23 protein-coding genes are annotated in these 23,019 nt (G+C 41.8%); 12 read left to right on the forward strand and 11 right to left on the reverse strand.

The window, feature by feature from the left end; translation table 11 throughout:
* Nucleotides 1–10: 10 nt before the first annotated feature.
* The 6 genes from BGO84_RS17330 to BGO84_RS17355 all read right to left on the reverse strand — a co-directional run bounded on the left by BGO84_RS17330 (nt 11) and on the right by BGO84_RS17355 (nt 5,083).
* The gene (locus BGO84_RS17330; protein ID WP_085535621.1) at nt 11–2,503 is read right to left on the reverse strand and encodes a TraG family conjugative transposon ATPase; all 2,493 of its coding nucleotides are present in this window, start codon (nt 2,501–2,503) and stop codon (nt 11–13) included.
* Nucleotides 2,500–2,823: a DUF4133 domain-containing protein gene (locus BGO84_RS17335; protein WP_085535620.1), complete on the reverse strand. Its 324-nt coding sequence runs from the start codon at nt 2,821–2,823 to the stop codon at nt 2,500–2,502. The genes BGO84_RS17330 and BGO84_RS17335 overlap by 4 nt, the downstream gene beginning before the upstream one ends.
* Nucleotides 2,824–2,829: 6 nt before the next feature.
* Complete coding sequence (locus tag BGO84_RS17340) at nt 2,830–3,129, reverse strand: DUF4134 domain-containing protein (RefSeq protein WP_085535619.1); 300 nt, start codon at nt 3,127–3,129, stop codon at nt 2,830–2,832.
* Between the two features lie 133 nt (nt 3,130–3,262).
* Nucleotides 3,263–3,904, reverse strand: coding sequence for a hypothetical protein (locus tag BGO84_RS17345; RefSeq protein WP_085535618.1), 642 nt, complete (start codon nt 3,902–3,904; stop codon nt 3,263–3,265).
* Nucleotides 3,901–4,317: a DUF3408 domain-containing protein gene (locus tag BGO84_RS17350; protein WP_095996242.1), complete on the reverse strand. Its 417-nt coding sequence runs from the start codon at nt 4,315–4,317 to the stop codon at nt 3,901–3,903. The genes BGO84_RS17345 and BGO84_RS17350 overlap by 4 nt, the downstream gene beginning before the upstream one ends.
* Nucleotides 4,304–5,083, reverse strand: a complete 780-nt coding sequence (locus BGO84_RS17355) for a ParA family protein (protein WP_085535616.1) — start codon at nt 5,081–5,083, stop codon at nt 4,304–4,306. Before BGO84_RS17355 ends, BGO84_RS17350 begins: the two co-directional genes overlap by 14 nt.
* Nucleotides 5,084–5,732: 649 nt before the next feature.
* On the opposite strand from BGO84_RS17355, the gene mobA reads away from it, so the two are divergent.
* Nucleotides 5,733–6,158 carry a conjugal transfer protein MobA gene (gene mobA / locus BGO84_RS17360; RefSeq protein ID WP_085535614.1) on the forward strand — a complete coding sequence of 142 codons (426 nt, stop codon included), beginning with the start codon at nt 5,733–5,735 and terminating at the stop codon, nt 6,156–6,158.
* The gene (gene mobB / locus BGO84_RS17365) at nt 6,143–7,369 is read left to right on the forward strand and encodes a conjugal transfer protein MobB (RefSeq protein ID WP_085535613.1); all 1,227 of its coding nucleotides are present in this window, start codon (nt 6,143–6,145) and stop codon (nt 7,367–7,369) included. Before mobA ends, mobB begins: the two co-directional genes overlap by 16 nt.
* On the opposite strand, the gene BGO84_RS17370 is transcribed toward mobB, so the two are convergent.
* A complete protein-coding gene (locus BGO84_RS17370; RefSeq protein WP_217809490.1) occupies nt 7,364–7,840 on the reverse strand; it encodes a GNAT family N-acetyltransferase in 477 nt (158 codons plus the stop codon). The two genes, mobB and BGO84_RS17370, sit on opposite strands and share 6 nt — an antisense overlap.
* Before the next feature lie 63 nt (nt 7,841–7,903).
* Here BGO84_RS17370 and mobC point away from each other — a divergent pair, with 63 nt between their 5' ends.
* The 8 genes from mobC to BGO84_RS17410 all read left to right on the forward strand — a co-directional run bounded on the left by mobC (nt 7,904) and on the right by BGO84_RS17410 (nt 16,900).
* Nucleotides 7,904–9,913 (forward strand): conjugal transfer protein MobC, encoded by a 2,010-nt coding sequence (mobC, locus tag BGO84_RS17375; RefSeq protein ID WP_085535612.1) that lies wholly within the window; start codon nt 7,904–7,906, stop codon nt 9,911–9,913.
* A 200-nt stretch (nt 9,914–10,113) separates the two neighbouring features.
* On the forward strand, nt 10,114–11,217 hold the full coding sequence (locus BGO84_RS17380; RefSeq protein ID WP_245832389.1) for an ATP-binding protein: 1,104 nt from the start codon (nt 10,114–10,116) through the stop codon (nt 11,215–11,217).
* 2 nt (nt 11,218–11,219) lie between these two features.
* Entirely contained in the window at nt 11,220–13,580 is a 2,361-nt protein-coding gene (locus BGO84_RS17385) for a S8 family peptidase (protein ID WP_085535611.1), read from the forward strand.
* A 563-nt stretch (nt 13,581–14,143) separates the two neighbouring features.
* A complete protein-coding gene (locus BGO84_RS17390) occupies nt 14,144–14,314 on the forward strand; it encodes a hypothetical protein (protein ID WP_095996241.1) in 171 nt (56 codons plus the stop codon).
* Between the two features lie 199 nt (nt 14,315–14,513).
* Complete coding sequence (locus BGO84_RS17395) at nt 14,514–14,753, forward strand: multiubiquitin domain-containing protein (RefSeq protein WP_085535609.1); 240 nt, start codon at nt 14,514–14,516, stop codon at nt 14,751–14,753.
* A gap of 1 nt (nt 14,754) precedes the next feature.
* On the forward strand, nt 14,755–15,138 hold the full coding sequence (locus tag BGO84_RS17400; protein ID WP_085535608.1) for an E2/UBC family protein: 384 nt from the start codon (nt 14,755–14,757) through the stop codon (nt 15,136–15,138).
* The gene (locus BGO84_RS17405; protein ID WP_085535607.1) at nt 15,135–16,532 is read left to right on the forward strand and encodes a ThiF family adenylyltransferase; all 1,398 of its coding nucleotides are present in this window, start codon (nt 15,135–15,137) and stop codon (nt 16,530–16,532) included. Before BGO84_RS17400 ends, BGO84_RS17405 begins: the two co-directional genes overlap by 4 nt.
* A gap of 20 nt (nt 16,533–16,552) precedes the next feature.
* Nucleotides 16,553–16,900: a DUF6527 family protein gene (locus tag BGO84_RS17410; protein ID WP_085535606.1), complete on the forward strand. Its 348-nt coding sequence runs from the start codon at nt 16,553–16,555 to the stop codon at nt 16,898–16,900.
* Between the two features lie 123 nt (nt 16,901–17,023).
* Here the strand turns inward: BGO84_RS17410 and BGO84_RS17415 are convergent, their stop codons facing one another.
* On the reverse strand, nt 17,024–19,105 hold the full coding sequence (locus BGO84_RS17415; RefSeq protein ID WP_085535605.1) for a type IA DNA topoisomerase: 2,082 nt from the start codon (nt 19,103–19,105) through the stop codon (nt 17,024–17,026).
* Between the two features lie 26 nt (nt 19,106–19,131).
* Complete coding sequence (locus BGO84_RS17420; protein WP_085535604.1) at nt 19,132–20,529, reverse strand: DUF3945 domain-containing protein; 1,398 nt, start codon at nt 20,527–20,529, stop codon at nt 19,132–19,134.
* 461 nt (nt 20,530–20,990) lie between these two features.
* On the opposite strand from BGO84_RS17420, the gene BGO84_RS17425 reads away from it, so the two are divergent.
* Nucleotides 20,991–21,518, forward strand: coding sequence for an antirestriction protein ArdA (locus BGO84_RS17425; protein WP_085535982.1), 528 nt, complete (start codon nt 20,991–20,993; stop codon nt 21,516–21,518).
* Nucleotides 21,519–21,571: 53 nt separating this feature from the next.
* Here the strand turns inward: BGO84_RS17425 and BGO84_RS17430 are convergent, their stop codons facing one another.
* Complete coding sequence (locus tag BGO84_RS17430; protein ID WP_085535603.1) at nt 21,572–22,093, reverse strand: dihydrofolate reductase family protein; 522 nt, start codon at nt 22,091–22,093, stop codon at nt 21,572–21,574.
* Here BGO84_RS17430 and BGO84_RS17435 point away from each other — a divergent pair.
* A complete protein-coding gene (locus BGO84_RS17435) occupies nt 22,092–22,238 on the forward strand; it encodes a hypothetical protein (RefSeq protein ID WP_291031055.1) in 147 nt (48 codons plus the stop codon). The two genes, BGO84_RS17430 and BGO84_RS17435, sit on opposite strands and share 2 nt — an antisense overlap.
* Before the next feature lie 147 nt (nt 22,239–22,385).
* Here BGO84_RS17435 and BGO84_RS17440 read toward each other — a convergent pair whose 3' ends face one another.
* Nucleotides 22,386–22,934, reverse strand: coding sequence for an ORF6N domain-containing protein (locus BGO84_RS17440; protein ID WP_085535602.1), 549 nt, complete (start codon nt 22,932–22,934; stop codon nt 22,386–22,388).
* Nucleotides 22,935–23,019: the final 85 nt, after the last annotated feature.

The raw sequence follows: 23,019 nt of genomic DNA on the forward strand, positions 1-23,019 counted from the left end.
TGAATTTAAATTATTGATTACTTCGTTTACTTTCGGCGAGTTGCTTAATCGCCAGTTCAATGTTTCCGTCCAACTTTTCAGCAAGGCGGAACAGTTCCAGTTTTTCAGTTTCTTCGGTTGTGTACGTGTAATACTCTTCCAAACTCACTTCTGTCGCATACACAGCGGATTGCACGCCGCCCAAACCAATCCAGACTTCCTTATACCTTCGTGATGGGTTGTTCGCCATGTTGATGGAAAGTACCTGCGATTTTTCCTTTTCGGTCAATCCCAGCAAGGCTTGAATTGAATCAAACTTATTCATGTACTTACGTTGGTCGAGCAGGATTTTACAGTCGGAATTGTTTATGATACTTTCCTTCACGATGGGCGAAGCGATGATGTCATCGACTTCCTGCGTTACCACAATGGCTTCACCGAAGAATTTTCGGACGGTTTTAAACAGATACTTTATGTATTCTGCCATACCTTCTTTTGCAATCGCTTTCCACGCTTCTTCAATCAGTATCATCTTTCTGATACCCTTTAGTTTGCGCATCTTGGAAATGAAGGTTTCCATGATGATAATCGTAACTATCGGGAACAGGATTTTGTGGTCTTTGATATTGTCCAACTCGAATACTATGAAGCGTTTAGAAAGCAAATCCAACTGTTTATCCGAGTTCAGCAGGTAGTCGTATTCGCCGCCTTTGTAGTACGGTTCGAGGACGTTCAGAAAGTTCGCCACATCAAAATCTTTCTCGCGTACCTGTTTGGCAGCAAGGATTTCGCGGTACTCACCACCGACAAATTCGTAGAAGGTATTAAAGGACGGAATGATGTTATCCAATCGGTCGATGTACAGGCTTACGGCATTTGATAAAGCGACTTCTTCGGCGCGTGTGGGCGGTTCGTTGTCCCGCTTCCATAGGGTTAATATCAATGTCTTGATACTTTCCCTTTTCTCAATATCAAACTGCCCATCGTCCGTATAAAATGGATTAAAAGCAATTGGATTTTCTTCGGTGTAGGTGAAGTAAACCCCATCCGCACCGTTGGTTTTGCGGTTTATCATCTCGCACAAACCTAAGTACGAGTTACCCGTATCAACCAACAGCACATGCGTTCCCTGTTCGTAGTATTGCCGCACCATGTGGTTGGTAAAAAAGGATTTTCCCGAACCCGAAGGACCCAAGATAAACTTGTTGCGGTTCGTGATAATCCCGCGCTTCATCGGCAAGTCCGATATATCCACGTGCAGTGGTTTTCCCGTCAGGCGGTCAACCATCTTGATTCCGAACGGCGAAGGCGAACTTTTATAGTTCGTTTCTTCCGTAAAGAAGCACAAGGCTTGTTCGATAAAGGTGTGGAACGATTCTTCCGAAGGAAAATCGCCTTGGTTGCCCGGAATGCCAGCCCAAAACAAAGTCGGCGTATCCACGGTGTTGTGGCGCGGCTTGCATTCCATAATGGCGAGTTGCGAACCGACATCATTTTTAATGCGCTTCAATTCTTCGGCATCGTCCGACCACGCCATCACGTTGCAATGGCAGCGTACCGAAGTCAGCCCAAAACTATGGGCTTCGTTCAGGTACTTTTCAATCCATTCTTTATTGATTTGGTTGCCGCGCGAATAGCGGGATAGCGAGTGCATGTTACGCGCCATCTTCTCAAACTTGCGCAGGCTTTCGGCGGAATCGTCAATGAAAATCCACTGGTTGTAAATGTGATTACACGACAATAAAACACCAACAGGCGAAGCAAAACTCAATCTACAATCGCTTCTATCGGTCGATAGTTTTTCATACCGTCCATCGGTTCTAACGTTGGAAGGCAAATCTTCGGCATCCGAAAGCGTGTGCAGGCACATGATGTTATCACCGATTTTCATGTCGGCGGCAGACAGGGATATATCCTGTAAACAGGTGGTGTCTTCCTGCGAGAGTGCTAAGTATTTTTCAATGATACCTGCATTTTCGGGTGTGCCAACAATTTCGTCGTTTGTGAGTCTTACCAATTTGATGAAGCCACTATCGTTGACGATGCGTTCAAACTGTCCGACGGATTCCAAGAATTTCAATGCCGTTTCCTTATCCTGAATTTCCTTGGGAACAATAAAGCCGCGGCAAAGCGTCGAAAAATTGCTTTGCCGGCGGCTGCGTTCCTTCGTGGTTTTCGTCAGGAACAGGTAACAGGTGTGATTCAGGTAGGGGCGTTCGTTGAAGTGGCGTTCAAAACTTCGGCTTAGAAAACTAAGGTCGTCTTTTTGAATTTCGGGAACGTAGTTTTCCTTGATAAACCAATCCTGTTTGTACACGATACTAAAGTTCGGCAATACCTTCACCGCCTTTGTCCATGCGGAATGTATCGCTTCGTATTCGACACTTGTTACCGTGAAGAGTTCGGGCAGTTCCACTTTGAACGCGACGGTGATGTCGGCATCCTTTGAAATGATACAGTCCTGTTCCACCGATAGCAGCGGAAACTTGCTTTCGAGCGTAACGGCTTTTAATGTATTCCTCATGCGTTTTTCTTTTTACGGGTGAATAATCGTTGGATAGCCCTGCGGTTGATAAGGTATTTGGGGTGTGAGCGGCGGGCTTGTACTTTCATCAGGCCGTGTTCGCCGTATTTGGCATTCAGTGAGAAGGTCAGCCATACCAAGACTGATGCTGCGCTCACGCCAAAGCCGATGCAAACCCATTGGCCGATACCCGCCATGTACATCACCACAAACACCACGAAAACAGCCAAAAGTCCGCCTGCAAAAATGAACAGGTATTGTGACTTCAAGCCCTTAAATTCCGCAGGTTTGCCTATCCCTTTGTTGATTGGATAGTCCATGACCGCTTACAAAAAGAAGGAACGAAGGATAGTTGCCGATACAATCAGGAAGATACACGCGCCGAACCACGAGGCGGCGGTTTTGCTTGTATCAGGGTCGCCACTCGAAAACTTCGAGTACACTTTTACCCCGCCAATCAAACCGACCACCGCACCAATGGCATATATCAATTTGGTGGCAGGGTCGAAATACGAGGTTACCATACTGGTGGCTTCGGTGATTCCCGCTGAGCCGTTGCCTTGCGCGAATGCGCCGAGAGCAGCCAACATAAGGGCTGCCGAAAGAAATAATCTCTTTTTTGTCATAATGATTCTTGAAATGTGCCGTGAAAGTTGGATGGGCTTTCACGGCGGGTTAATACTGTTTACTTTGGATTTTAGTGGTAGCCCGCTGCGCTAACCGTAATCTTTTTGTTTCATCTTTCTTGTTTTTAAAAATTCAACTTAAAAAATCAGCGATGTTGAAATCGCTCGTATCTTCAATCCTATTTTCTTCATCCGTCAGTTCGATGCTCTGCACGTGCAGGCTTATCAAACTCTTTATCCGCAAGGCTTTTTCGGGACTGACGGCGGCGAGTTGTTCAACGCATTCCGTATGTTCCAGTCGGTACAGCACTTCGGCTGCCTCTGCCTCATTTTCGCTTTCGGGTTGGCTGACCGCTTCAACCGCCAAGTCCATTTCTTCATACGAAAATCCCGCTGCCAGTTCCGCTTCGCTTCCCAAGGTTTGCCGAAGTTCTTCGGCTTCCTCGTTGGTATCGACATCCTCATTTCCGGGTTCTTCGCTTTCATTTTCGTATTCCGCAGGAACATCAATTTCCATTGGTTCCGATGCGTTTTCCTCTGCAAAAGTATCGGCTTTTTCTTCCGAATTATCAGATTTTGAAGCAGTGGCAGGGGTTGGCGGTGGTTGGCTTCGATAACCGAGGACAACACGGCTTTGACCGACAATACTTGTTTCGTCATTCCGTTTTTTCGGAATGTTTTCGTTGCTTTTCGGCAGTTCCGTTTTCTTCGGAAACGCCAATCGGTACAGGAAGTACAGCGCAACGACAATGGCTAACATGGCAAAGAGTTTCATTCGATTAAGTCCTTTCTATCACGTTTGTATAGGTCGTTTATCTCATCCTTATTGGCTTCCAAGTGTTGCAGCAGCACGTTGTCAATGTAGCCGCCGACAGTAATATCCTTATCGGCAATCACCCGAACGATTTCCGTAATGGTCGCATGGATGCGCTGGCTGATATATACGCATTGCCGCGTTTTGATTTCGTTCTTTTGCAAGAAGGTCGAAGTGTAGTCAACCGCATTGTTCCGCTTGCGCTTGGCGGTTTCTTTTGGTTTTTCGAGAACAGGCTCGGCTTCGGCTTCCTGTACTTGTATTTCCTCTTTTACAGGTTTTACCCGTTCCGCCTTTTGCGGTTCTTTTTCCTTGATGGACGAAAGCAATAGCGATTCGTCGATTTCCCCGATGTCCCTTTTATTCGTTGCCATTGTTATTCAGGTTTATGGTTTGACAAATTTCTTCGGCGAGTTCTTCAATGTTGCTGCCTTTTAGCAAAGCCTTATCAACAGGGAAAAGCGTGGAACGAAATACAGTTTTTCGTTCGTCCGATACTTCCTTGCGGAAGCGTTTACTATCGGGTAGTAGCGTTTTGAGCATTGGCAAGCCCAATTCGCCAATGGCTTTTTCGTAGGCTTTGTACAGCGAAGTCTTTTCGCGCCCATCCACCATATTCCAAAAGAGGTATAAACCCTTGATGTTCCCTTTTTTCGGGGTAATCAGGTTGTCGGTCAGCATCACCGCATATTGCAGCGTACTTTCCAGTACCACACGGTCGGCGCTCACGGGGGCGAAAATGTAATCCATCGAAACGAGGGTTTTAATAACCCCGCCGCTGTTGAGCGTTCCGGGCAGGTCAAAGAAAATCACATCAAAATACTTGTCGGAATTATCCATCATGCTTTGGGCTTCCTCAATCGCCTTGTCGGAAGAAGTTTCCTTCACGGAATAGGCTTTAATGCCGAGCGTCGAAAACTGACGGTATGCCAAGCGTTTGAAGTAGTCATCCTGCATCACCAGTTCGGTATCGCGCTTGCGCATTTCGCCGATGCTATGCTGCGGGTAATCGCAGTCGATTACGCCCACATGCAACCCCTTTACATAGTGCAGATGGCTTGCCATTAGCACCGTTAAGGCTGTTTTTCCCATCCCGCCTTTTTGCGTGGAAAAGGCTACGAATACTGTTTCTTTCTTCATTTCATTGAATTTTTACGTGAATAATTATTTGTTGATTTATGACTGTAAGTCCTTATTTTGATGATGATTTACTGGTTTCCTGAAATACTTACATACGACGATACGACAGCACGTCAGTACGACAATACTGATTTGAACCAGTACGACAATGCTTGTTGACGTTTGTACTTCTGCAATTTTGCGAAGTGTTGCTTCATTGAATATTCCTTTCAATCCTGATTTATGTCGTTGAAACTTCATGTATTTATAGAATTACATCTTTGATTTTTCTGCAAAAGAACGACGAAAAGCAGGCGTATTTTTCACTTTTTCGACAGGTGGCACTGGTTGGCGTCGATTTGGCACTGGTTGGCGTTCAGCGATATAGAGTACGTCTGAAATCCGCCCCGTAACTTTGCAGCATCGTTTAGAAAAGTCAATATGCCAACTTCAAAAGTCAATCTCGCTAACATCGAATCCGTCCCGCAGGGCGGATTTTATTTGCATCGGCAAATGGCAAGTTGTGTTTTGAGTGCCTCAAAACCGTTTTCCGTACCTGAAAACGACTTGCCCCTTGCGGGGGAAAACGCTTCCGAAGTCAGCGTTTTTTGGAAAGATTTTCGAGTGTATTGGCTTGCAGCTATGATGTACCACTAAAATCCATTTTGTTATGAAAGCAGAAAAGAAAAATCCTAAAGGCGGTCGTAAACCCAAGACCGACCCGTGCAGCCATCGGTATGCGTTCAACCTGAACGATGCCGACAACGCGCAGTTCCTGTCCCTGTTCGATGCGTCGGGGATGAAAAACAAGGCGCACTTTATCACCGCTTGCATCTTTGACAAGCCCGTTTCGGTCGTTAAAATCGACAAGGCGGCGATGGATTACTACATGCGGTTGACAACTTTTCATTCGCAGTTCCGCGCCATTGGTGTAAACTATAATCAGATTACGAAGGCAATCAAAACCACTTTTACCGAGAAAAAAGCCCTTGCGTTTCTCTTTAAACTGGAAAAAGCAACGATGGAATTGGTCGCCATCAACAAGCAAATTGTGCAACTCACGGAAGAATTTGAAAAGAAATGGTTGCAAAAATGAGTTCGAGCAATACGCTTTACGGTGCGCTTTCGTACAACCAAACCAAGGTGGACGATGACCATGCGAAGGTACTTTTGACCAATCGAATGATTGAACCGAAGGACGGCGTGTATGATATTCTTGTGTGTATGCGCTCGTTCGAGCCGTACTTATTGGCAAATAATAAGACGGAAAAACCCGTGTTGCACGTGTCCATTAATCCCGACCCGAAAGACAAATTGAGTGACGAGCAGTTATCCGACATTGCTCAAAAATACATGGACAAAATGGGTTACGGCGACCAACCGTTTATCGTGTATAAGCACGAGGACATCGAGCGGCAACACATTCATGTGGTTTCGTTGCGGGTGGATGAAACAGGAAAGAAGATTAACGATAAGTTTGAGCATCGGCGTTCGATGGATGCCTGCCGTGAGTTGGAACAGCAGTACGGTTTACATCCTGCGGATAAAAAGTTGCGGCAGGAAGGCGCACCATTAAAAGCCGTCAACTACGGCGACGGCGATGTAAAACGGCAAATTGGCAATGTTGTCCGTCCCGCTTCACAATCCTACCATTTTCAGAGTTTAAAGGAATACAAGGCGTTGCTTGCTTTCTACCATATTAATATGGAAGAGGTGCGAGGCGAAGCCAACGGCAAACCGTATCGCGGCTTGGTATATTCCGCCATGAATGACAAGCGCGAGAAAGTCGGACATCCGTTCAAATCTTCCTTATTTGGAAAAACGGTTGGCGTGGATGCGTTGGAAAAACGGATTGAAAAATCTACGGAAATTATCAAGGACAAGGGGCTGAAAGAGCGAAGCAAGAAGGTAATCGCTTCGGTCATGAAGTCCCATCCCGACCGTGCGGGCTTTGAAAAGGAATTGGCAAAGAACGGTATCGGCGTTCTGTTCCGCGAGAACGAGCAGGGACGAATTTATGGTACAACGTTTATTGACCACGAGCAGAAAACCGTGTTTAATGGTTCGCGTTTGGGTAAAGAATTTTCGGCAAACATGTTCAATGATTTATTCAGCGGGAAGCAACAAGAGCCGAAGGAACAGCAGGACAAAGGGCAATCGTTCGAGCCGTTCGATAGGAAGCAAGAAGATGATTCGGTGGCAGGTGGGTTATTCAGCCTGTTGACACCCGAAACAAATGGTACAGACTACCAAGAAGAAGCCTTTGCCCGACGGATGAAAAAGAAAAAGAGAACAAGAAAATTATAAATACAAAATGAGTGTGCTATTATCAGGTATATCATCAACAGGTTTAAATCCCGTGCGCAAATACAGGTTTCGCGCAGAATTTCCCATTTCGACGCTTAGGCTAATAGCAGGAATGGATAATGATTTCGCTTTGTTTATGGCTGTTTTTATAAGTTCTGTCCCTATTCCCAAACCACGATGGTTTGGTAACATGCAGATACTTAGTTCGGGAATATTTTCGGCAATAAATCCATATCCGGGATTATCCGAGGGGAAGTATTTCAACCATACAACCCCAAAAGGTTTTCCATGCCTTTCGGCGACAAAACCGAAGTCAGAATTTTCTAACCAAGTATTGAAATAATGGGCAAAATGCGGATTTTCGTCTATCTCTTTTCGAGAAAAACGATTCCCGTTCCAATTCAGGTTGTAATAAGTCGCATCCCTCAATAGTTCGCTGTCGGATGATTTTAACGGCCTTATAATAAGCATTAATCAATTAAATTTTAAGCGAAAGCAAAGTTACAAATATTAATCTCATAATACATTAAAGTTATGCAAAACGAAGACGATTTAAGAGGATTGGCGAAAGTCATGGAATTTATGCGGGCAATCAGCATATTGTTCGTAGTAATCAACATTTATTGGTTCTGCTACCAAGCCATCAAGGATTGGGGTATCAATATCGGCGTGGTCGATAAAATCCTAATGAATTTTCAAAACACGGCGGGGCTGTTTTCATCCATCCTTTGGACGAAAATATTTGCCGTAGTATTCGTTGCCCTGTCCTGTTTAGGAACTAAGGGTGTGAAGGAAGAAAAAATCACATGGGCGAAGATTTACACTTTCCTGACCTTCGGGTTTATATTTTTCTTCCTGAATTGGTGGTTACTGTATCTGCCGTTACCGTTGGTATTCAACACAGCATTGTATATTCTGACAATGACTATCGGCTACATTTTACTGTTGGTTGCCGGACTATGGATGTCGCGCCTATTGAAAAATAATATGATGGACGACGTGTTCAACCTCGAAAACGAATCGTTCATGCAGGAAACACGCCTGATGGAAAACGAGTATTCCATCAATCTGCCGACACGATTTTTCTATCAAAAGAAGTGGAACAACGGTTGGATAAATGTGGTCAATCCGTTCCGCGCATCCATTGTGTTGGGTACACCGGGTTCGGGAAAGTCCTACGCCGTGGTTAACAACTACATCAAACAGCATATCCGCAAAGGATTTTCGATGTACATCTACGATTACAAGTTCGACGATTTGTCAGTGATTGCCTACAATACCTTGCTGAACAATCTTGATAAGTATGAGGTTCCGCCCAAGTTCTATGTAATAAACTTCGACAATCCGCGCAAAAGCCACCGGTGCAACCCGATTAATCCTGCATTTATGACGGATATCAGTGATGCTTACGAGAGTGCCTACACGATAATGCTCAATTTGAACCGCACATGGATACAGAAGCAAGGCGATTTTTTTGTGGAATCGCCGATTATCCTGCTTGCAGCCATAATTTGGTATCTCAAAATTTACCAAGACGGTAAATACTGCACGTTTCCGCACGCTATCGAGTTGTTGAACCGCCGCTATGCCGATATTTTCCCGATTCTGACTTCGTATCCCGCTTTGGAAAACTACCTTTCACCATTCATGGACGCATGGGAAAGCAATGCGCAAGACCAGTTGCAGGGGCAAATTGCCAGTGCTAAAATTCCACTTTCGAGAATGATAAGTCCGCAACTGTATTGGGTGATGACGGGCGATGATTTTACCTTGGACATCAACAACCCAAACGAACCCAAGATATTGTGCGTTGGTAACAATCCCGACCGTCAGAATATTTATTCCGCCGCTTTGGGCTTGTACAACAGCCGTATTGTAAAGTTGATAAACAAGAAGGGACAACTGAAATCATCGGTTATCATTGACGAGTTACCAACGATTTACTTCCGTGGCTTGGATAACCTGATTGCCACAGCACGAAGTAACAAAGTCGCTGTTTGCTTAGGCTTTCAGGATTACAGCCAGTTAATCCGCGATTACGGGGACAAGGAAAGCAAGGTGATTCAAAATACGGTGGGCAATATTTTCAGCGGTCAGGTTGTGGGCGAAACGGCTAAAACCTTGTCAGACCGTTTCGGGAAAGTGCTGCAAAAACGACAGTCAATGACGATTAACCGTAATGACAAATCAACCAGTATCAGCACACAGTTGGACAGCCTTATTCCTGCCAGTAAAATCAGTAACCTCACGCAAGGGATGTTTGTCGGCGCGGTGTCCGACAACTTTGACGAGCGCATCGACCAAAAGATTTTCCATGCCGAAATAGTGGTGGACAATGCGGCGGTTGCAGCGGAGACGAAGGTGTACAAGAAGATACCTGAAATTGTGGACTTCACGGATGCTGAGGGTAACGATACCATGCAGGCGGAAATCCAACAGAACTACGAGCAGGTAAAAAAGGATGTGATTCAGATTGTGAAGGAGGAGTTGGAAAGGATTGAGAATGATCCAGAATTGAGGAAGTTGTTGAAGAAGGGGGGATAGACTTAATAACCATCTGTACATCAAGAACAAATGACCCAATGGGAGTTCTTTACCATCATTATCCGGAATTAAAATTACGATTATTTTAGTTTGCATTACGGTATTTGGAATTAAAATAACAGTTAGCGTGAAATTTATTACGATATATTTGTTTTGTATTTTAAAAACTCATATCTTTGCATCGAATAAAAATTCCAAGAATGACTTTTATGTATACTGAAATATTAAGAATTATAGAAGGTGGTTTGGCTAAGGACACGAAAAAGGTCTTTAATTACTCTAAATTGCTTGCAGAAAAGATTGAAAAAGATGGTGACAGCAAAATGTCCAAGATGATTCTTAAAGCAATCGAGAGTAGAACCGCAACCACTGTGACGATGGATGAATTGCTGACAACGCCGGTTGACCAAGAAAGTCGGTTGAGTATTGTTGATGTGGCTGTTCCATCAAAAGATGATACGCCCATAGTTTTACCTAAGTTAATCGACAGTAAAATCGCCGATTTCATTAACGTAGTCAAACATCAAAGTCAACTGATACAAAGGGGTGTGGAAACTTCTAATTCCTTGCTCTTATATGGTAATCCGGGTTGTGGAAAAACAACTATTGCCAAGTATATATCGGAACAAACAGGGTTGCCTTTAGTTATTGCAAGGTTTGATGCAATCGTTTCTTCTCTGTTAGGTAATACGGCAAAAAACATACGAAAAATATTTGATTTTGCTGATAATAAGCCATGCATATTGTTTTTAGATGAATTTGATGCTATTGCAAAAGCAAGAGATGACCAGTATGAGTTGGGTGAACTAAAACGAGTAATTAATAGTCTTTTGCAAAATATAGACTCATTTGCAAGGCAAAATATCCTTATCGCGGCAACAAATCATCCCGAATTATTAGACAAAGCAATTTGGAGAAGGTTCAACACTGTAATTGAGATTGGATTACCACAGGAAGATGAGATTGTGAAACTGATAAAAACATTTACAAGCGATTTTGATACAGAATTTAATGGTGACGAGAAAAGGCTCGATAAATTAGCAAAGTTGTTTGCTGAAAAATCACCCTCGGACATAAAAACCATAATCAATAATGCAAAAGCCCAAACAGTCATTAGTGACAGGGGTGAATTGCAGTACGAAGATGTTCTTATTGAATTATTTGAGTTCAATCGTCATGGCAATCTTACCATTGAAAAACTAGTGGAATTTTTAAACGAAAATGGTGTTCCTCAAAACACCATTGCCGAACGGATGAATGTTTCCATTAGGCAAATACGGAATTATTTAAATAAACAATCATAGTTATGGCAGAAAAAAATCTTCCGATAAAGTTCTTTCAAAAAAGACAGAAAGATGAACGAAATACAGAAGGCGGTGGGGGAAATCTTCCTAAGTGGGTAAATGTTCAGAATGCACGCGAGAAATCAATATTTATCCGTCAAGCCTTAGGTGACTTATCTGAATCACTCATAAAAAAAGTGGAGAGGAATAATTATATTCCATCAATAATAAAATTAAAATTAAATTCTAATGCTCTTGCGAAAACATATAGAAAAGAAATCGGGGCACTTTTCAATATTAGCAATAAATTGAATACAATTGGTATTAGTGGCGAAGATATTGTTTTAATTAAAATTGACAATGTAAATGATTTACAGATAATTGCCGAAAAAATCGCTAATGCAGATAGCAAATTTCCAAGTAAATCAACAATAATAGGACTTTCTGCCGTAATTGGTATTGAGGAGTTTAAGCCACAAATAAATATAGAACCAAGTGGAAATACAATTTATAAGGTAAAATTGTTTAATTACGGAGACACTTCTTTAAATATTGTTCTTGCCAAAGAATTTGAAAAGTACTGTAAAAAATACCAACTGGATTTCAGCGCTACTTCATACACGAGTGAATTAAATATCTATCGAATAAATGGCATGTCCACAGATGCATTTGAAGATTTGAAAGATTTTGACGGTATTCAATTAGTAACAGAAATGCCAACCTACGATATTACTTTAGATGAACTTACCGAAGAAATTACCATCCCTGTCAAACAACCCAAAGCAGGGGTTGATTACCCCATAGTTGGAGTATTGGACACTGGAATCGCAAACATTCCACATTTGCAACCATGGCTACACAACGAAAATATTACATATTATCCCGATGAAGATGTGGACAAAAGCCACGGGACATTTGTTGCCGGAGTGTTACTATATGGAGATGAATTAGAAGGCAAAGAGTACACTGGCTTTGAAGGATGTAAGTTATTGGAAGCAATAGTAATGCCCAATACAAAAAAGCAACAAATAACGGAAGAAGAACTCATTCAACAAATAAGAGATGCGATTAGTCGTAATAATGATGTTAAAGTGTGGAATTTGTCATTAGGAACAAGTCATGAAGCCGATATATCTGAGTTTTCTGATTTTGCAAAAGCATTAGATGAAATACAGGAGCAGAACAATGTCCTTATCTGTAAGTCTGCCGGAAATTGCACCAATTTTAAACTGAATGCACCTGTAAGCCGAATTGCTAAATCTGCCGACACTGTTCGTGGGCTTGTTGTTGGTTCACTAACTCACGATAAGAATGAAACGGACATTGCAGACAAACATAATCCATCCCCTTTTTCTCGAATAGGTCGAGGCCCTTCTCATTTAATTAAACCTGATGTTGTTCATATTGGTGGTAATGCAGGACTTGATGCCTCAAATAACGTTATTCTAAATCCGGTAAAGTCATTTTCGCCTAACGGTCAAATCGCTAAGCAAGTTGGGACGAGTTTTTCAACACCTCGAATTGCAGCCATTACATCAGGACTTGATGCAATGTTAAATGAATCGTTTAATCCAACACTACTAAAGGCATTAATCATACATTCTGCTAAATATCCGGAAGAAATGAAAATGCCAATTGCAGATAAAATAAGATACACAGGATTTGGCCTTCCATCCAACTCTAAAGATATTCTATTTAATGAACCGAATGAAATAACTCTCATACTTCAAGACACATTGGAAAGAGGCAATTTTATTGAAATATTGGATTTCCCTTTCCCTCAAAGTATGATTGATGATGACGGTTATTTCTACGGAGAAATATCAGCGACTCTTGTTACAGACCCGATATTGGATGTTTCACAAGGGGCGGAATACTGTCAATCAAATATTGAGGTTATGTTGGGAACCTATGATGAGAAAACAACAAGAGATACAACTAAGTCAAGGATAAAGAATCCTATAGGTGCTAAAGGTCGAAAAAACATTTTAGCGATGGATAATTATAGCACAAAAGCATCTAAAGATTTAGATACTCCATTTGCAACGGAAAGAATGCTTATTGCATATAGCGGTAAATATCAACCAATAAAAAAGTGGAATGTGAGTCTCGATGAATTTAGAGATGCAAATAAAGAGAAATTTTTGCACTCTCCAAAACATTGGTATTTAAAGTTAGAAGGAGAATATCGCAGTGTTACTGAAGAGAAATGCGAAAAGGAAGATAGAATTCCCAGTCAAGAATTTTGTCTTGTTATTACCATTAAGGATACTAAGAAAAAAGGGAATATCTATAATGAAGTAACACAGTTGCTTGATAATTTTAGTTTTATCCATAGCAATGTGAAGATAAAAGAAGAAGTACGAATCAGATTAAACGGATAAGATTACCAAAGAAACAAAAAATAATGCCTCGGAAGCGGTAACTTCTAAGGCATTTATTTGGAATGTATTAAAACTGTAGGAGTTTAACGGGGCTGGTAACCCTTTGGCATTCCATGTTTATTGAAATTGTTCCCAACAAGGCTGCAAAGGTAAAAGTTTATTTTTACTTCACAAGCATTTCGCTCTATTTCAGTAAATTCTATCCTACCGGATGTAAGTCCTAACGCCGTGATGTATAAGGGCATTAGTTTTAAATCATAATTAAAATGAAATGCAATTTGAAGGAGTTGTACTTAAAGAGCAAGGGGTAACCTTTGCAATCGTAATCGTTAAGCCACATGTGCTTAACAGTTCAATAGAGTGTGAAAATGCAAGGCGTAGTTTTACCCCCGCTTTTCCGGGCGTACCAATCATTTTGATGGCACAAGATTCAAGAGGCGTGCCAACTTATCAAGGAAGACCTGATATTGTCAGATTCCTTGCAAAAGTTCCCACTTCAAGAATCCCGTGGAAAAGGTATAATTATGCGTAGTTAATGTTGAATTATCTAAAATGCTTTTATTATGGCAAGAAATGGTAAAGTCGGTGATGGACACCGCAATGGTGCAGTCAAGCAAAGAGAACAAGTTTTTAACCCTAAAATAGAGAAATGGGTTAAGCGTGGCCCAGATGGTAGATTTATGGATGTAAAAGATGACGGTACACCATTCAAGGGAGTAAGAAAAGAAAAATAAAATTACTCTTTAAGAGCAGGATTGCCAATCTGCGTTGCCAATCCTGCTTTCTTATCAAAATTGATGGAGTAAGAAGGGAACGTTGTTTTAAATATTTACAAATCTAATAAAACAGTTCAAATAGCTGTCATTGTGGCAGTAAAATATTGCTGGACTAAAATTTGCGTAGCAATAATTAATTTAAATTAAATTTAAAAACATGGCAAAAGAAATGAATTTTAAAATTATGGTTGACCAGAAACCATTTGATGTAGAGAACCAGGTTATCACAGGTTTGGAAATCAAAAAACTGGTAAATGCGCCTTCAAATTATGGAGTTTGGTTGAAAGTTAATGGTCCAAATCCGGACAAAGAGATTGCGGATAATGAGCAGGTTGATTTAAGTCAACCAGGCAGAGAACAGTTTTTCACTGGTGCAAAATCTACAACTGAGGGATAAGATGTTTTTACCTGAATTTGACAGGCAATATTTGACAGAAAAAGGATATACCTTTGAGGAAAAAGTTGAAGGAAATCAGAATGGTTTGATTATACGGAACTGGCTATTGCCAAAAGATAAATATAATGTTGAGCAATCTGATTTACTGATATTAATTCCCAAAGGGTATCCTGATGTCAAACCTGATATGTGGTATTTTTATCCTGCAATTCTGCTTAAACCTAACAATACGCATGCTAGACAGACACAGTGCAGCATATCTTTTGAAGGTAAATCGTGGCAAAGATGGTCTCGACATTTTCAAGCAAATGAATGGCGAAGTGGCATTGATGGCCTTCACACTTATTTGCAAAAAGTAATAACCGCTTTAGAAATTGCACAATGAAATATACTATAACTTTACAAGAAAAACATTATGTAGAATTGAAAGGTCATTTATTAAGTGGTGATTCCAATGAGCATGTGGCCTTTGTTATTTGTGGTCGTTCTTTGGTAGATGGAGTAGAAGAACGATTGTTGTCAAGAGAAGTTGTTACTTTAGCAGATGATAAACTGATAAGTTCAGAGCCAACCCAAGTAGTTTGGGATAATCAGCATTTTATTGAAGTTTTAAAGAAAGCAGAAAGCAAAAACTTTTCAGTTGTGGTTGTACATAACCATCCTGAAGGATTTGATTGTTTTTCTGAAATAGATGATAAGGGAGAGAAAGAACTTTTCCAGTTAACATTCAATCGTAATGGCTATAATGCTATTCATGCGAGTCTTGTTATGTTAGCTGATGGAAATTTGATCGGGCGAGTTTGGAAAACAGACTTATCGAATACTCCCATATCTCTTGTCAGAATTATCGGAAAAAGGATAGTATTGAACTATCCGGATAAGAAAACTGATTATGAAACTCCGGAAGTATTTAATAGGCAGCAATTGGCATTTGGAAAAGCTTTGGTTCAAGACTTATCGAAGTTAAAAATATCGGTCGTTGGCGCAGGTGCTACCGGCTCTGCAACTGCTTTGCTATTAACTCGTTTAGGAGTTGGCGAGTTATGCCTTATTGACAAGGATATTGTTGAGCAATCCAATTTAAACAGATTGCATGGTGCCAAAATATCGGATGTTGGCAAATACAAAGTAGATGTTTTGCTGCAATATATCAATGAGATTGGCATTGGCACAAAAGTATCTGTTGCCAAAGATTGGGTTTCAGACCAAGAATGTATAAACCATTTAAAAACAAGTGATTTGATTTTTGGTTGTACCGATGATAATTCAGGTCGAATATTGCTAAATCGATTTGCATATTTTTATCTTACGCCTGTTATTGATATGGGATTGATAATTACGGTAAAAGAAGATAATAGTGGAATACAGGATTTACAAGGTCGGATTTCATATCTTTTTCCAGATAGCGATTGTCTTCTAACCAAAGAAAACATAAATACAGAGCGAGCTCGCGCAGACGACTTAAGGCGTAATAACCCGGAATCATACACAAAATTGAAAGAAGAAGCCTATGTTATTGGTGAAAAAAATCCTTCTCCTGCAGTAGTTACTTTTACAACACAAGTCGCATCTATGGCTGTTAATGAACTTCTCAACAGGATACAGGGGTATAATCAAGATTATTTGGATTTTCCTCATAAGTTATTTTTCTTTCATAAATGTGGTGACGGTTCTGAAATATTTCCTGCAAATAAATCCAATAATGAATGTCGAATTTGTGGACAATCAAATTATTGGGGGCGAGGAGATATGCAACCATTTTTAGATATGTCAAACTAATGGAACAACTAAATTTTATTATGAGAAAAGTCAGAGAAATTCTCTGGTCATGTAAAAAATTTCAATATAAGGTTGAGATAATTCCAGATAATCCTGATCCTGATATCTTGATAGACAATATTGTTTATGTAGTAGGTAGAAAAAAATACACAAAATGGGCGTATTTGAAATGCCCTTGTGGTTGCGGCGATATAATAATGCTGTCATTAGATAAAATAAACTATCCATCGTGGTCAGTTAGACAAGACAAATTTGGAAAAGCTACCATATCTCCTTCAATAGATAAATTAGAGGGCTGTCGTAGTCATTTCTTTATAAAAAAAGGTAAGCTCATTTGGGTAAAAGGCGACTTATGGAATACGAATTGAGACCGTAAATTCCATAGTAAAAGCCCCGCCGAATCCCTTCGGCGAGGCCACCACTAAAATCCGCAGTTGAAACAGCAAAACCGTTACGACCGAGATTCTAAGTGGCAAAGATACAGAGTTTGTTTATTTTTTCCCTTTCTTTTCGGGAAAATCGAACACGACCTTATATTCCGAATCAAACATCAGGGCGGCATCGAACGATTTGCCGCCTTTGCTTTTGAACCCTTTGATAACGGCGGTTTTGCCTGTAGTCAGCAAGTCTGAAATTTGTTTGTCGGATAGTTGCTTTTCGCTTTTGTTGCGGAAGACCATCAACCCGCAATTTTCATCGCTGCATTTGGCAACTTTGGGATAGTAAACCACTTTCCCCGTTTTGCATTTCGGGCAGGGGCATTCGGTTCTATCTGCTATCGAAACGCTTGTGCCAAGCAGTTCCGTGGTGATTTGTCGGGTGTATACTTCCGTTGCTTGCCGGAAGGTATTCGTATCCATCTCACCCGATTCAATTTTGGCGAGTGCATTTTCCCAATTCCCTGTCATCGAAACATCCGCAATGCGTTTGTCTTTCACGATTTCGTACACTGACAATCCCTTTTCGGTTGGAACCAACGATTTCTTTTCCCTGCGAATATAATCGCGTGAAAACAGCGTTTCGATGATGGCGGCACGGGTGGCGGGCGTACCAATACCCGATTCCTTCATTGCTGCCCGTTCTTCCTCATTTTCCACTTCCTTGCCCGCCGATTCCATTGCTGACAGCAGCGAGGCTTCCGTATGCAAGGGCATGGGCTTGGTTTGCTTTTCCATGACTTCGGAATGGACGACGGGTAATTGTTCGCCTTCCTGAACGTTCGGCAAATTGCCAGTTTCGTCTTCATTGCTTTCCTCTGTTTCATTGAATACGTTTCGCCAACCCGCTTGCTTGACAATAGAGCCTTTGGTTTCAAAAATGGCATCGCCACAGGTCAGTATGATGGTTGTTGCATCTTTGATACACTTCTTTGAAAAGGCTTCCAACATCCGTCCTGCCACCATTTCGTAAATGGTTTTGTCATCACCCGACAATTCTTTCGGATTGTTTTCGGTGATAAGCAGCGCGTGGTGGTCGGTTACCTTTTTGTCATCCACACAGCGGATATTCAGGACGGCATTATCCATTGTTTTGGCATAATCGCCAAAACGAGGATGCTTTTTGAGTATGTCAATCAACTGCGGAATTTCGTCGAAAACGTCGGCGGAAATATAACGGCTGCCCGTTCTTGGATAAGTTGTCAACTTTGCTTCGTAGAGTTTTTGAGCAATGGACAGCGTTTTATCCGCCGAAAATCCGTGCTTGCTATTGGCTTCTTTTTGAAGTGTAGTCAGGTCGTAAAGCAGGGGCGGTTCCTGATTGACTTCCTTCTTTTCAACGGATTGGACTTTTACGGATTTACTTTCTTGTAATTGCTGCAAAATGGTTTGCGCCAATTTCTTTTGCTCGTACTTTTCCTTGCTGACGGCGGCAAACGGAACACTCGATTTTTCAGTTTGAACTTTTACCTGCCAAAACGGAACGGGAACAAAGTGTTTGTTTTCCATATACCGCTTGCAAATCATGGCGAGTGTAGGCGTTTGCACCCGTCCCAACGAGAACACACCACGACCTGCGGCAACACTCAACGCCTGACTGGCATTGATTCCTACGAGCCAATCGGACTCGCTGCGGGCTTTTGCGGATTGGTACAAGTTGTCGTAATCGCTGCCCGCTTTCAGGTTTTGCAAACCTTCCTTAATGGCTTTGTCCGTCAAACTGCTTATCCACAAACGCTGAAACGGTTTTGAGCAATTCAGGTGATGATAAATATACCTGAATATGAGTTCACCTTCACGTCCTGCATCCGTTGCTACGATGATACGGTCGCAACTATCAAACACTTGTTTAATGATTTTCAATTGCTTCAATGCGCCTGCATCGGGCTTGTAACCCTTTTCGGCTTTCACCTGACGGGGAATGAGTTTGAACGTTTCGGGAATAATCGGCAAATGTTCGCGGTTGAATCCCGCAAAGCCGTATTCTTCGGGCATGGCAAGGGTTATGAGGTGTCCGAATGCCCACGTAACCTTATACCCGTTGCCGGACATAAAGCCTTCGTCTTTACTGTTTGCACCAACGATAGCGGCGATTTCTCGCGCTACCGACGGCTTTTCTGCTATTATTGCTATCATATAACTTTGGATTTTAGTGGTGGGTATTACATTTTACGACCTTGCGATTTCTTGGGTTTGTCCGCTGCCTGCTTTTTTTCTTCTTTCTTTTCCTGTTTGGCTTCCTGTTTCTCGGTAGGTTGCGTTTGTCCCTTTTTCAGTGGTTCATCCACTTTCTTGGTGGCTTCGTTGGTTTTTCCTTCGGAATTGACCGCCACCTGCGTTTTGCTTGCTTCGTCGGGCTTGATTTCCTTTGCCTTATCAGGATTCCATTTGAAAAAATCCAGTTTACCCGCTTCGTGGTTGACTTTCACATAGGCGTTGTATTCCTGCCCCTGCTTATCTACCATGCCCGACACGTAAATCGTTTTATCGGCTTTCAGGTCGCTTTGCTGCTTTTGGGTGAGTTCCACACCGCCTAACTTTGACGGAATACGCAATTCCCCTGATGCGGATTGCTGTTGGTTCTGAGTCTGTTCCTGCTTTTTCCCGTTGTTGTCGAATTGAAATTCGATTCCCTTTTTATCGGCATTGACCTGAATGTGTGCGGAAAATTCTTTGCCGTTTTTGGCGGTCATACCTTCCACCAAAACAGACTTACCTTCGGACAGGGCTTGTTTCTGTTTGTCATCGAGCGTAACGCCTTTGATGGTTTCAGGAATTTTGATTTTATCGGCACGAACGGCAACCAATTCGTTGGTCAACTTATCGAGCGACAGGAACACAGGCGTATTTTCGCCTTGCTTGAATTGCACGTCGGCCACTCGTCCGAGGTTGCCCGTAGAAAGCAGGTTTTTCTTGTCTTCGTCCGAAAACTTCATCCCGAAGTAGGGGCGTTCCAGTTCGGGTTCTTTGCGCAGGGCGTGGATGGCAACCGTCAGGTTCCCTTCGGGCGTTTCGCGAAACGACAACCGCGCATCGGTGCGAAGCGTAACATCATCGAATTTGGCGACGATGGGAATCAGCCCCGGCGACTTTTGAAAGTTCAGCATCGCATCCAAACTGTTGCTCTTTTCGAGCGATTCACGCGTAACGCCCAATCGTTCCAACTGTTTCCAGTCGATACGGCTTTCGTCGATAGCATGCGATTGTTTTTTAGTAAAGTCTTCGGGCTTGACCCGATACTGCTCTAAATTATTGGCATTATCGGGGTCTTTCGGATTTTTCAGGCCATCTTCAATAAAAGTAATTGCTTTGGCAATGTAGTCCAATGGGACTTTAAAAAACTGGAAATGCGTAGGGTCTTTGGCCTGACGCATGAAGTTCGACATAAAATTTTCCAGTGCGTTGCCGTTTTTGTCAATTTTCAGGAAACTGTTGTTTTCCCGTGGGTCAAGGTGCGTTGTTTGCAATTCGCCTTTTTCCATGCCTTTTACCGCTTTCAGTTCGGTACTTCCTTTTTCTGCGACCAACAGAACATCCTGGTCTTTTACTTTTTCGTCCATAATACTTTTGATTTATTTGTTCTGCATCACTATTAATGCAGTTCAAAAGTACGTGGATGAACGTTGATGGTAAAGGGGTTGATAGCTTGTGGTAGGGGTTGGCTTCGATTTGGCAGAGGTTGTCTTACTAATGCAAAAATCAATGTGTCGGAATCGTAAAATCCAATCCCAAAGAAAACCATTCATTCAAGGCATATATACATAAAGACACTTCCGATTCCATAACTTTTCTCAATTAAATCCAACCTGCAATGGGTCATTTGTATTCACTGGGCAAAGGTGTTTACGGCTTCTAAACGGGCAGTAAAGTTCGAGCCTGCGGTTGCTGCAAATATTCTTCCTCTTTCCCTGTTGGGCGAGCGTAATTTTTGCGCAAAACTTGACAGCCCTAAAGCCTACACCGAGAGTTGCCCATGAAAACAAAACGACCGCAAGGTTGGAAATCTTTAAAAATTGAAGTCATGGAAAATTTATCGGAAGCACGGATTTATGTTGGCACTTATGCCAAGTACAACGAAGGTTCAATCTTCGGAAAGTGGATGGATTTATCGGATTATTCCGACAGTGAAGAATTTTACAAAGCATGTAGAGAACTTCATGCCGACGAAGAAGACCCGGAACTGATGTTCCAAGATTATGAAAATATTCCAGAAAGTCTTATCAACGAAAGTTGGCTTTCACCAAATATTTTCGCAGTTATCGAAGCCGTTGGCAACCTTAACGAAACGCAACAAGAAGCGTTTACGGTTTGGCTCAATAATTCAAGCAGCGATATCGCTTCCGAAGATATTGCCGATTTGATTTCATCGTTTGAAGATGATTATCAAGGTCAATATGACAGCGAAGAAGATTACGCAATGCAAATCGTTGATGAATGCTACGATTTACCGGAATTTGCAAAAACGTATTTCGACTACGAAAAATTCGCCCGCGATTTATTTATCGGCGATTACTGGTACGAAGAAGGTTTCGTTTTTAGGCGGTCGTAACAGACCGCTTTTTTAATGGAAAAGGTCAGATTTACCGTCTGACCTTTTCCATTTTATTTTCGTTCGTATGTCAACCGTATTACACCGTTATCATACGCTTTATTTTCGGTCAATAACCATTGCGATGGTTTCAATTTTTCGGGTAGCAGTGGTTTGTTGTTACCATGAATCACGGGAATGTACACCAGTTGCATTTCATCCACTAAATCGAACAGCGATGCGATTACGTCACCACCCATCAGCCAAATATCTTTTCCGCCTTGCTGTTTGAGTTGGGTAATAGTTGCTGCGGCATCATCGGTAGTAAAACGGATATTTTCTTTAGATTCACGCGCAAAACTGGAAACAACAATAGTTTCCTTATCCTTATATGGCCAGATTACATCTAAGCACATGATTCCGTTATACACGAGTTCATCCATAATAACAGTATCGGCAGAAGCAAAAAAATCCTTATACCCGTAATCGTTCTTTGATGGATTGGGAAACTCGGCGAACCATTCCATATCATCATCCCACGGGCAGGCGATGTAACCGTCGATGGACGCAATAATAAACAATTTTACTTTTTTCATGACTTTAGATATAAACGTTTTACAATCTACGGATGTTCGCCAATATCCCAAGAAAAAGCGTGGAACTCACACTATTCCACCACGAGGTACTGGCATACCCACAGACGAAACAGGCAAGCCCACGCCATACTTTCGTATAGCATGAACATTGCAACTGTTGTCTCGTCTGTTTGAAAAGTGCCAGTTTTCGTGGTGAGACGTTCAGCGAACGTTATGTTATATATCAACGGTACTCAAACCGTTATAATTCTAATTACTATTGCAAAGATAGCGATGTTTTGCGAATGCCTCATTATTTTTTAGGCTTTCTTTTAATGGTATGCTTTACGCCCAACACAAAAAGGTTGAGTTCGAGCGTAGTTTCCGTATCGGTTGTTTCAAAATCGCTACATATAATATCCGACATGATTTCACCGCTTTTTTGCAGCATCGTTTTTTGTTGCTCTTTATCCGTTTGCTGTTGAAGTTCGGTAATGTTTCGGGATAGTTCCCGCACTTTGGCGAATGTTTCAACAATGGCAATCGTTGTTTCGGTTGCCACAGGCGATTTTAGGATGGTCGCCAACATATACAAACCGCGTTCACTGAACGCTTTGGGTGGGTACTTCAAGTTGTCACCACGCTTCGTATTCTTCAAGGTCGAAATTTTCGACCTTGAAGAAATGGCTTCATCCATAGACAAATACAGAATGTACCCTTCGGGGAATTTATCAGGGTTATTTTTTACCGCCTCATTGATACGCTTTGTTTCCACACCGTACAGTTCGGCGACATCACTATCGAGGATGACTTGTTGTCCCTGAATGGTGATAATTTTGTTTTTGATTGCTTGTAATTCCATGACTTTATGATTTTATTTATTAACGACTAATTTATGGATGAACGCTTTGGGTTTGAAAACAGTCATTTCATTGTCTTCAAACGCC

Origin of the sequence: Dysgonomonas sp. 37-18 (assembly GCF_001899125.1) — a bacterium.
Taxonomy (GTDB): Bacteria; Bacteroidota; Bacteroidia; order Bacteroidales; family Dysgonomonadaceae; genus Dysgonomonas.

What these genes read in the sequence shown, in the direction of transcription:
- BGO84_RS17330 (WP_085535621.1), bottom strand. Translation starts at nt 2,503, where the DNA reads ATGAGGAATACATTAAAAGCCGTTACGCTCGAAAGCAAGTTTCCGCTG.
- BGO84_RS17335 (WP_085535620.1), bottom strand. Translation starts at nt 2,823, where the DNA reads ATGGACTATCCAATCAACAAAGGGATAGGCAAACCTGCGGAATTTAAG.
- BGO84_RS17340 (WP_085535619.1), bottom strand. Translation starts at nt 3,129, where the DNA reads ATGACAAAAAAGAGATTATTTCTTTCGGCAGCCCTTATGTTGGCTGCT.
- BGO84_RS17345 (WP_085535618.1), bottom strand. Translation starts at nt 3,904, where the DNA reads ATGAAACTCTTTGCCATGTTAGCCATTGTCGTTGCGCTGTACTTCCTG.
- BGO84_RS17350 (WP_095996242.1), bottom strand. Translation starts at nt 4,317, where the DNA reads ATGGCAACGAATAAAAGGGACATCGGGGAAATCGACGAATCGCTATTG.
- BGO84_RS17355 (WP_085535616.1), bottom strand. Translation starts at nt 5,083, where the DNA reads ATGAAGAAAGAAACAGTATTCGTAGCCTTTTCCACGCAAAAAGGCGGG.
- mobA (WP_085535614.1), top strand. Translation starts at nt 5,733, where the DNA reads ATGAAAGCAGAAAAGAAAAATCCTAAAGGCGGTCGTAAACCCAAGACC.
- mobB (WP_085535613.1), top strand. Translation starts at nt 6,143, where the DNA reads ATGGTTGCAAAAATGAGTTCGAGCAATACGCTTTACGGTGCGCTTTCG.
- BGO84_RS17370 (WP_217809490.1), bottom strand. Translation starts at nt 7,840, where the DNA reads ATGCTTATTATAAGGCCGTTAAAATCATCCGACAGCGAACTATTGAGG.
- mobC (WP_085535612.1), top strand. Translation starts at nt 7,904, where the DNA reads ATGCAAAACGAAGACGATTTAAGAGGATTGGCGAAAGTCATGGAATTT.
- BGO84_RS17380 (WP_245832389.1), top strand. Translation starts at nt 10,114, where the DNA reads ATGACTTTTATGTATACTGAAATATTAAGAATTATAGAAGGTGGTTTG.
- BGO84_RS17385 (WP_085535611.1), top strand. Translation starts at nt 11,220, where the DNA reads ATGGCAGAAAAAAATCTTCCGATAAAGTTCTTTCAAAAAAGACAGAAA.
- BGO84_RS17390 (WP_095996241.1), top strand. Translation starts at nt 14,144, where the DNA reads ATGGCAAGAAATGGTAAAGTCGGTGATGGACACCGCAATGGTGCAGTC.
- BGO84_RS17395 (WP_085535609.1), top strand. Translation starts at nt 14,514, where the DNA reads ATGGCAAAAGAAATGAATTTTAAAATTATGGTTGACCAGAAACCATTT.
- BGO84_RS17400 (WP_085535608.1), top strand. Translation starts at nt 14,755, where the DNA reads ATGTTTTTACCTGAATTTGACAGGCAATATTTGACAGAAAAAGGATAT.
- BGO84_RS17405 (WP_085535607.1), top strand. Translation starts at nt 15,135, where the DNA reads ATGAAATATACTATAACTTTACAAGAAAAACATTATGTAGAATTGAAA.
- BGO84_RS17410 (WP_085535606.1), top strand. Translation starts at nt 16,553, where the DNA reads ATGAGAAAAGTCAGAGAAATTCTCTGGTCATGTAAAAAATTTCAATAT.
- BGO84_RS17415 (WP_085535605.1), bottom strand. Translation starts at nt 19,105, where the DNA reads ATGATAGCAATAATAGCAGAAAAGCCGTCGGTAGCGCGAGAAATCGCC.
- BGO84_RS17420 (WP_085535604.1), bottom strand. Translation starts at nt 20,529, where the DNA reads ATGGACGAAAAAGTAAAAGACCAGGATGTTCTGTTGGTCGCAGAAAAA.
- BGO84_RS17425 (WP_085535982.1), top strand. Translation starts at nt 20,991, where the DNA reads ATGGAAAATTTATCGGAAGCACGGATTTATGTTGGCACTTATGCCAAG.
- BGO84_RS17435 (WP_291031055.1), top strand. Translation starts at nt 22,092, where the DNA reads ATGACTTTAGATATAAACGTTTTACAATCTACGGATGTTCGCCAATAT.
- BGO84_RS17430 (WP_085535603.1), bottom strand. Translation starts at nt 22,093, where the DNA reads ATGAAAAAAGTAAAATTGTTTATTATTGCGTCCATCGACGGTTACATC.
- BGO84_RS17440 (WP_085535602.1), bottom strand. Translation starts at nt 22,934, where the DNA reads ATGGAATTACAAGCAATCAAAAACAAAATTATCACCATTCAGGGACAA.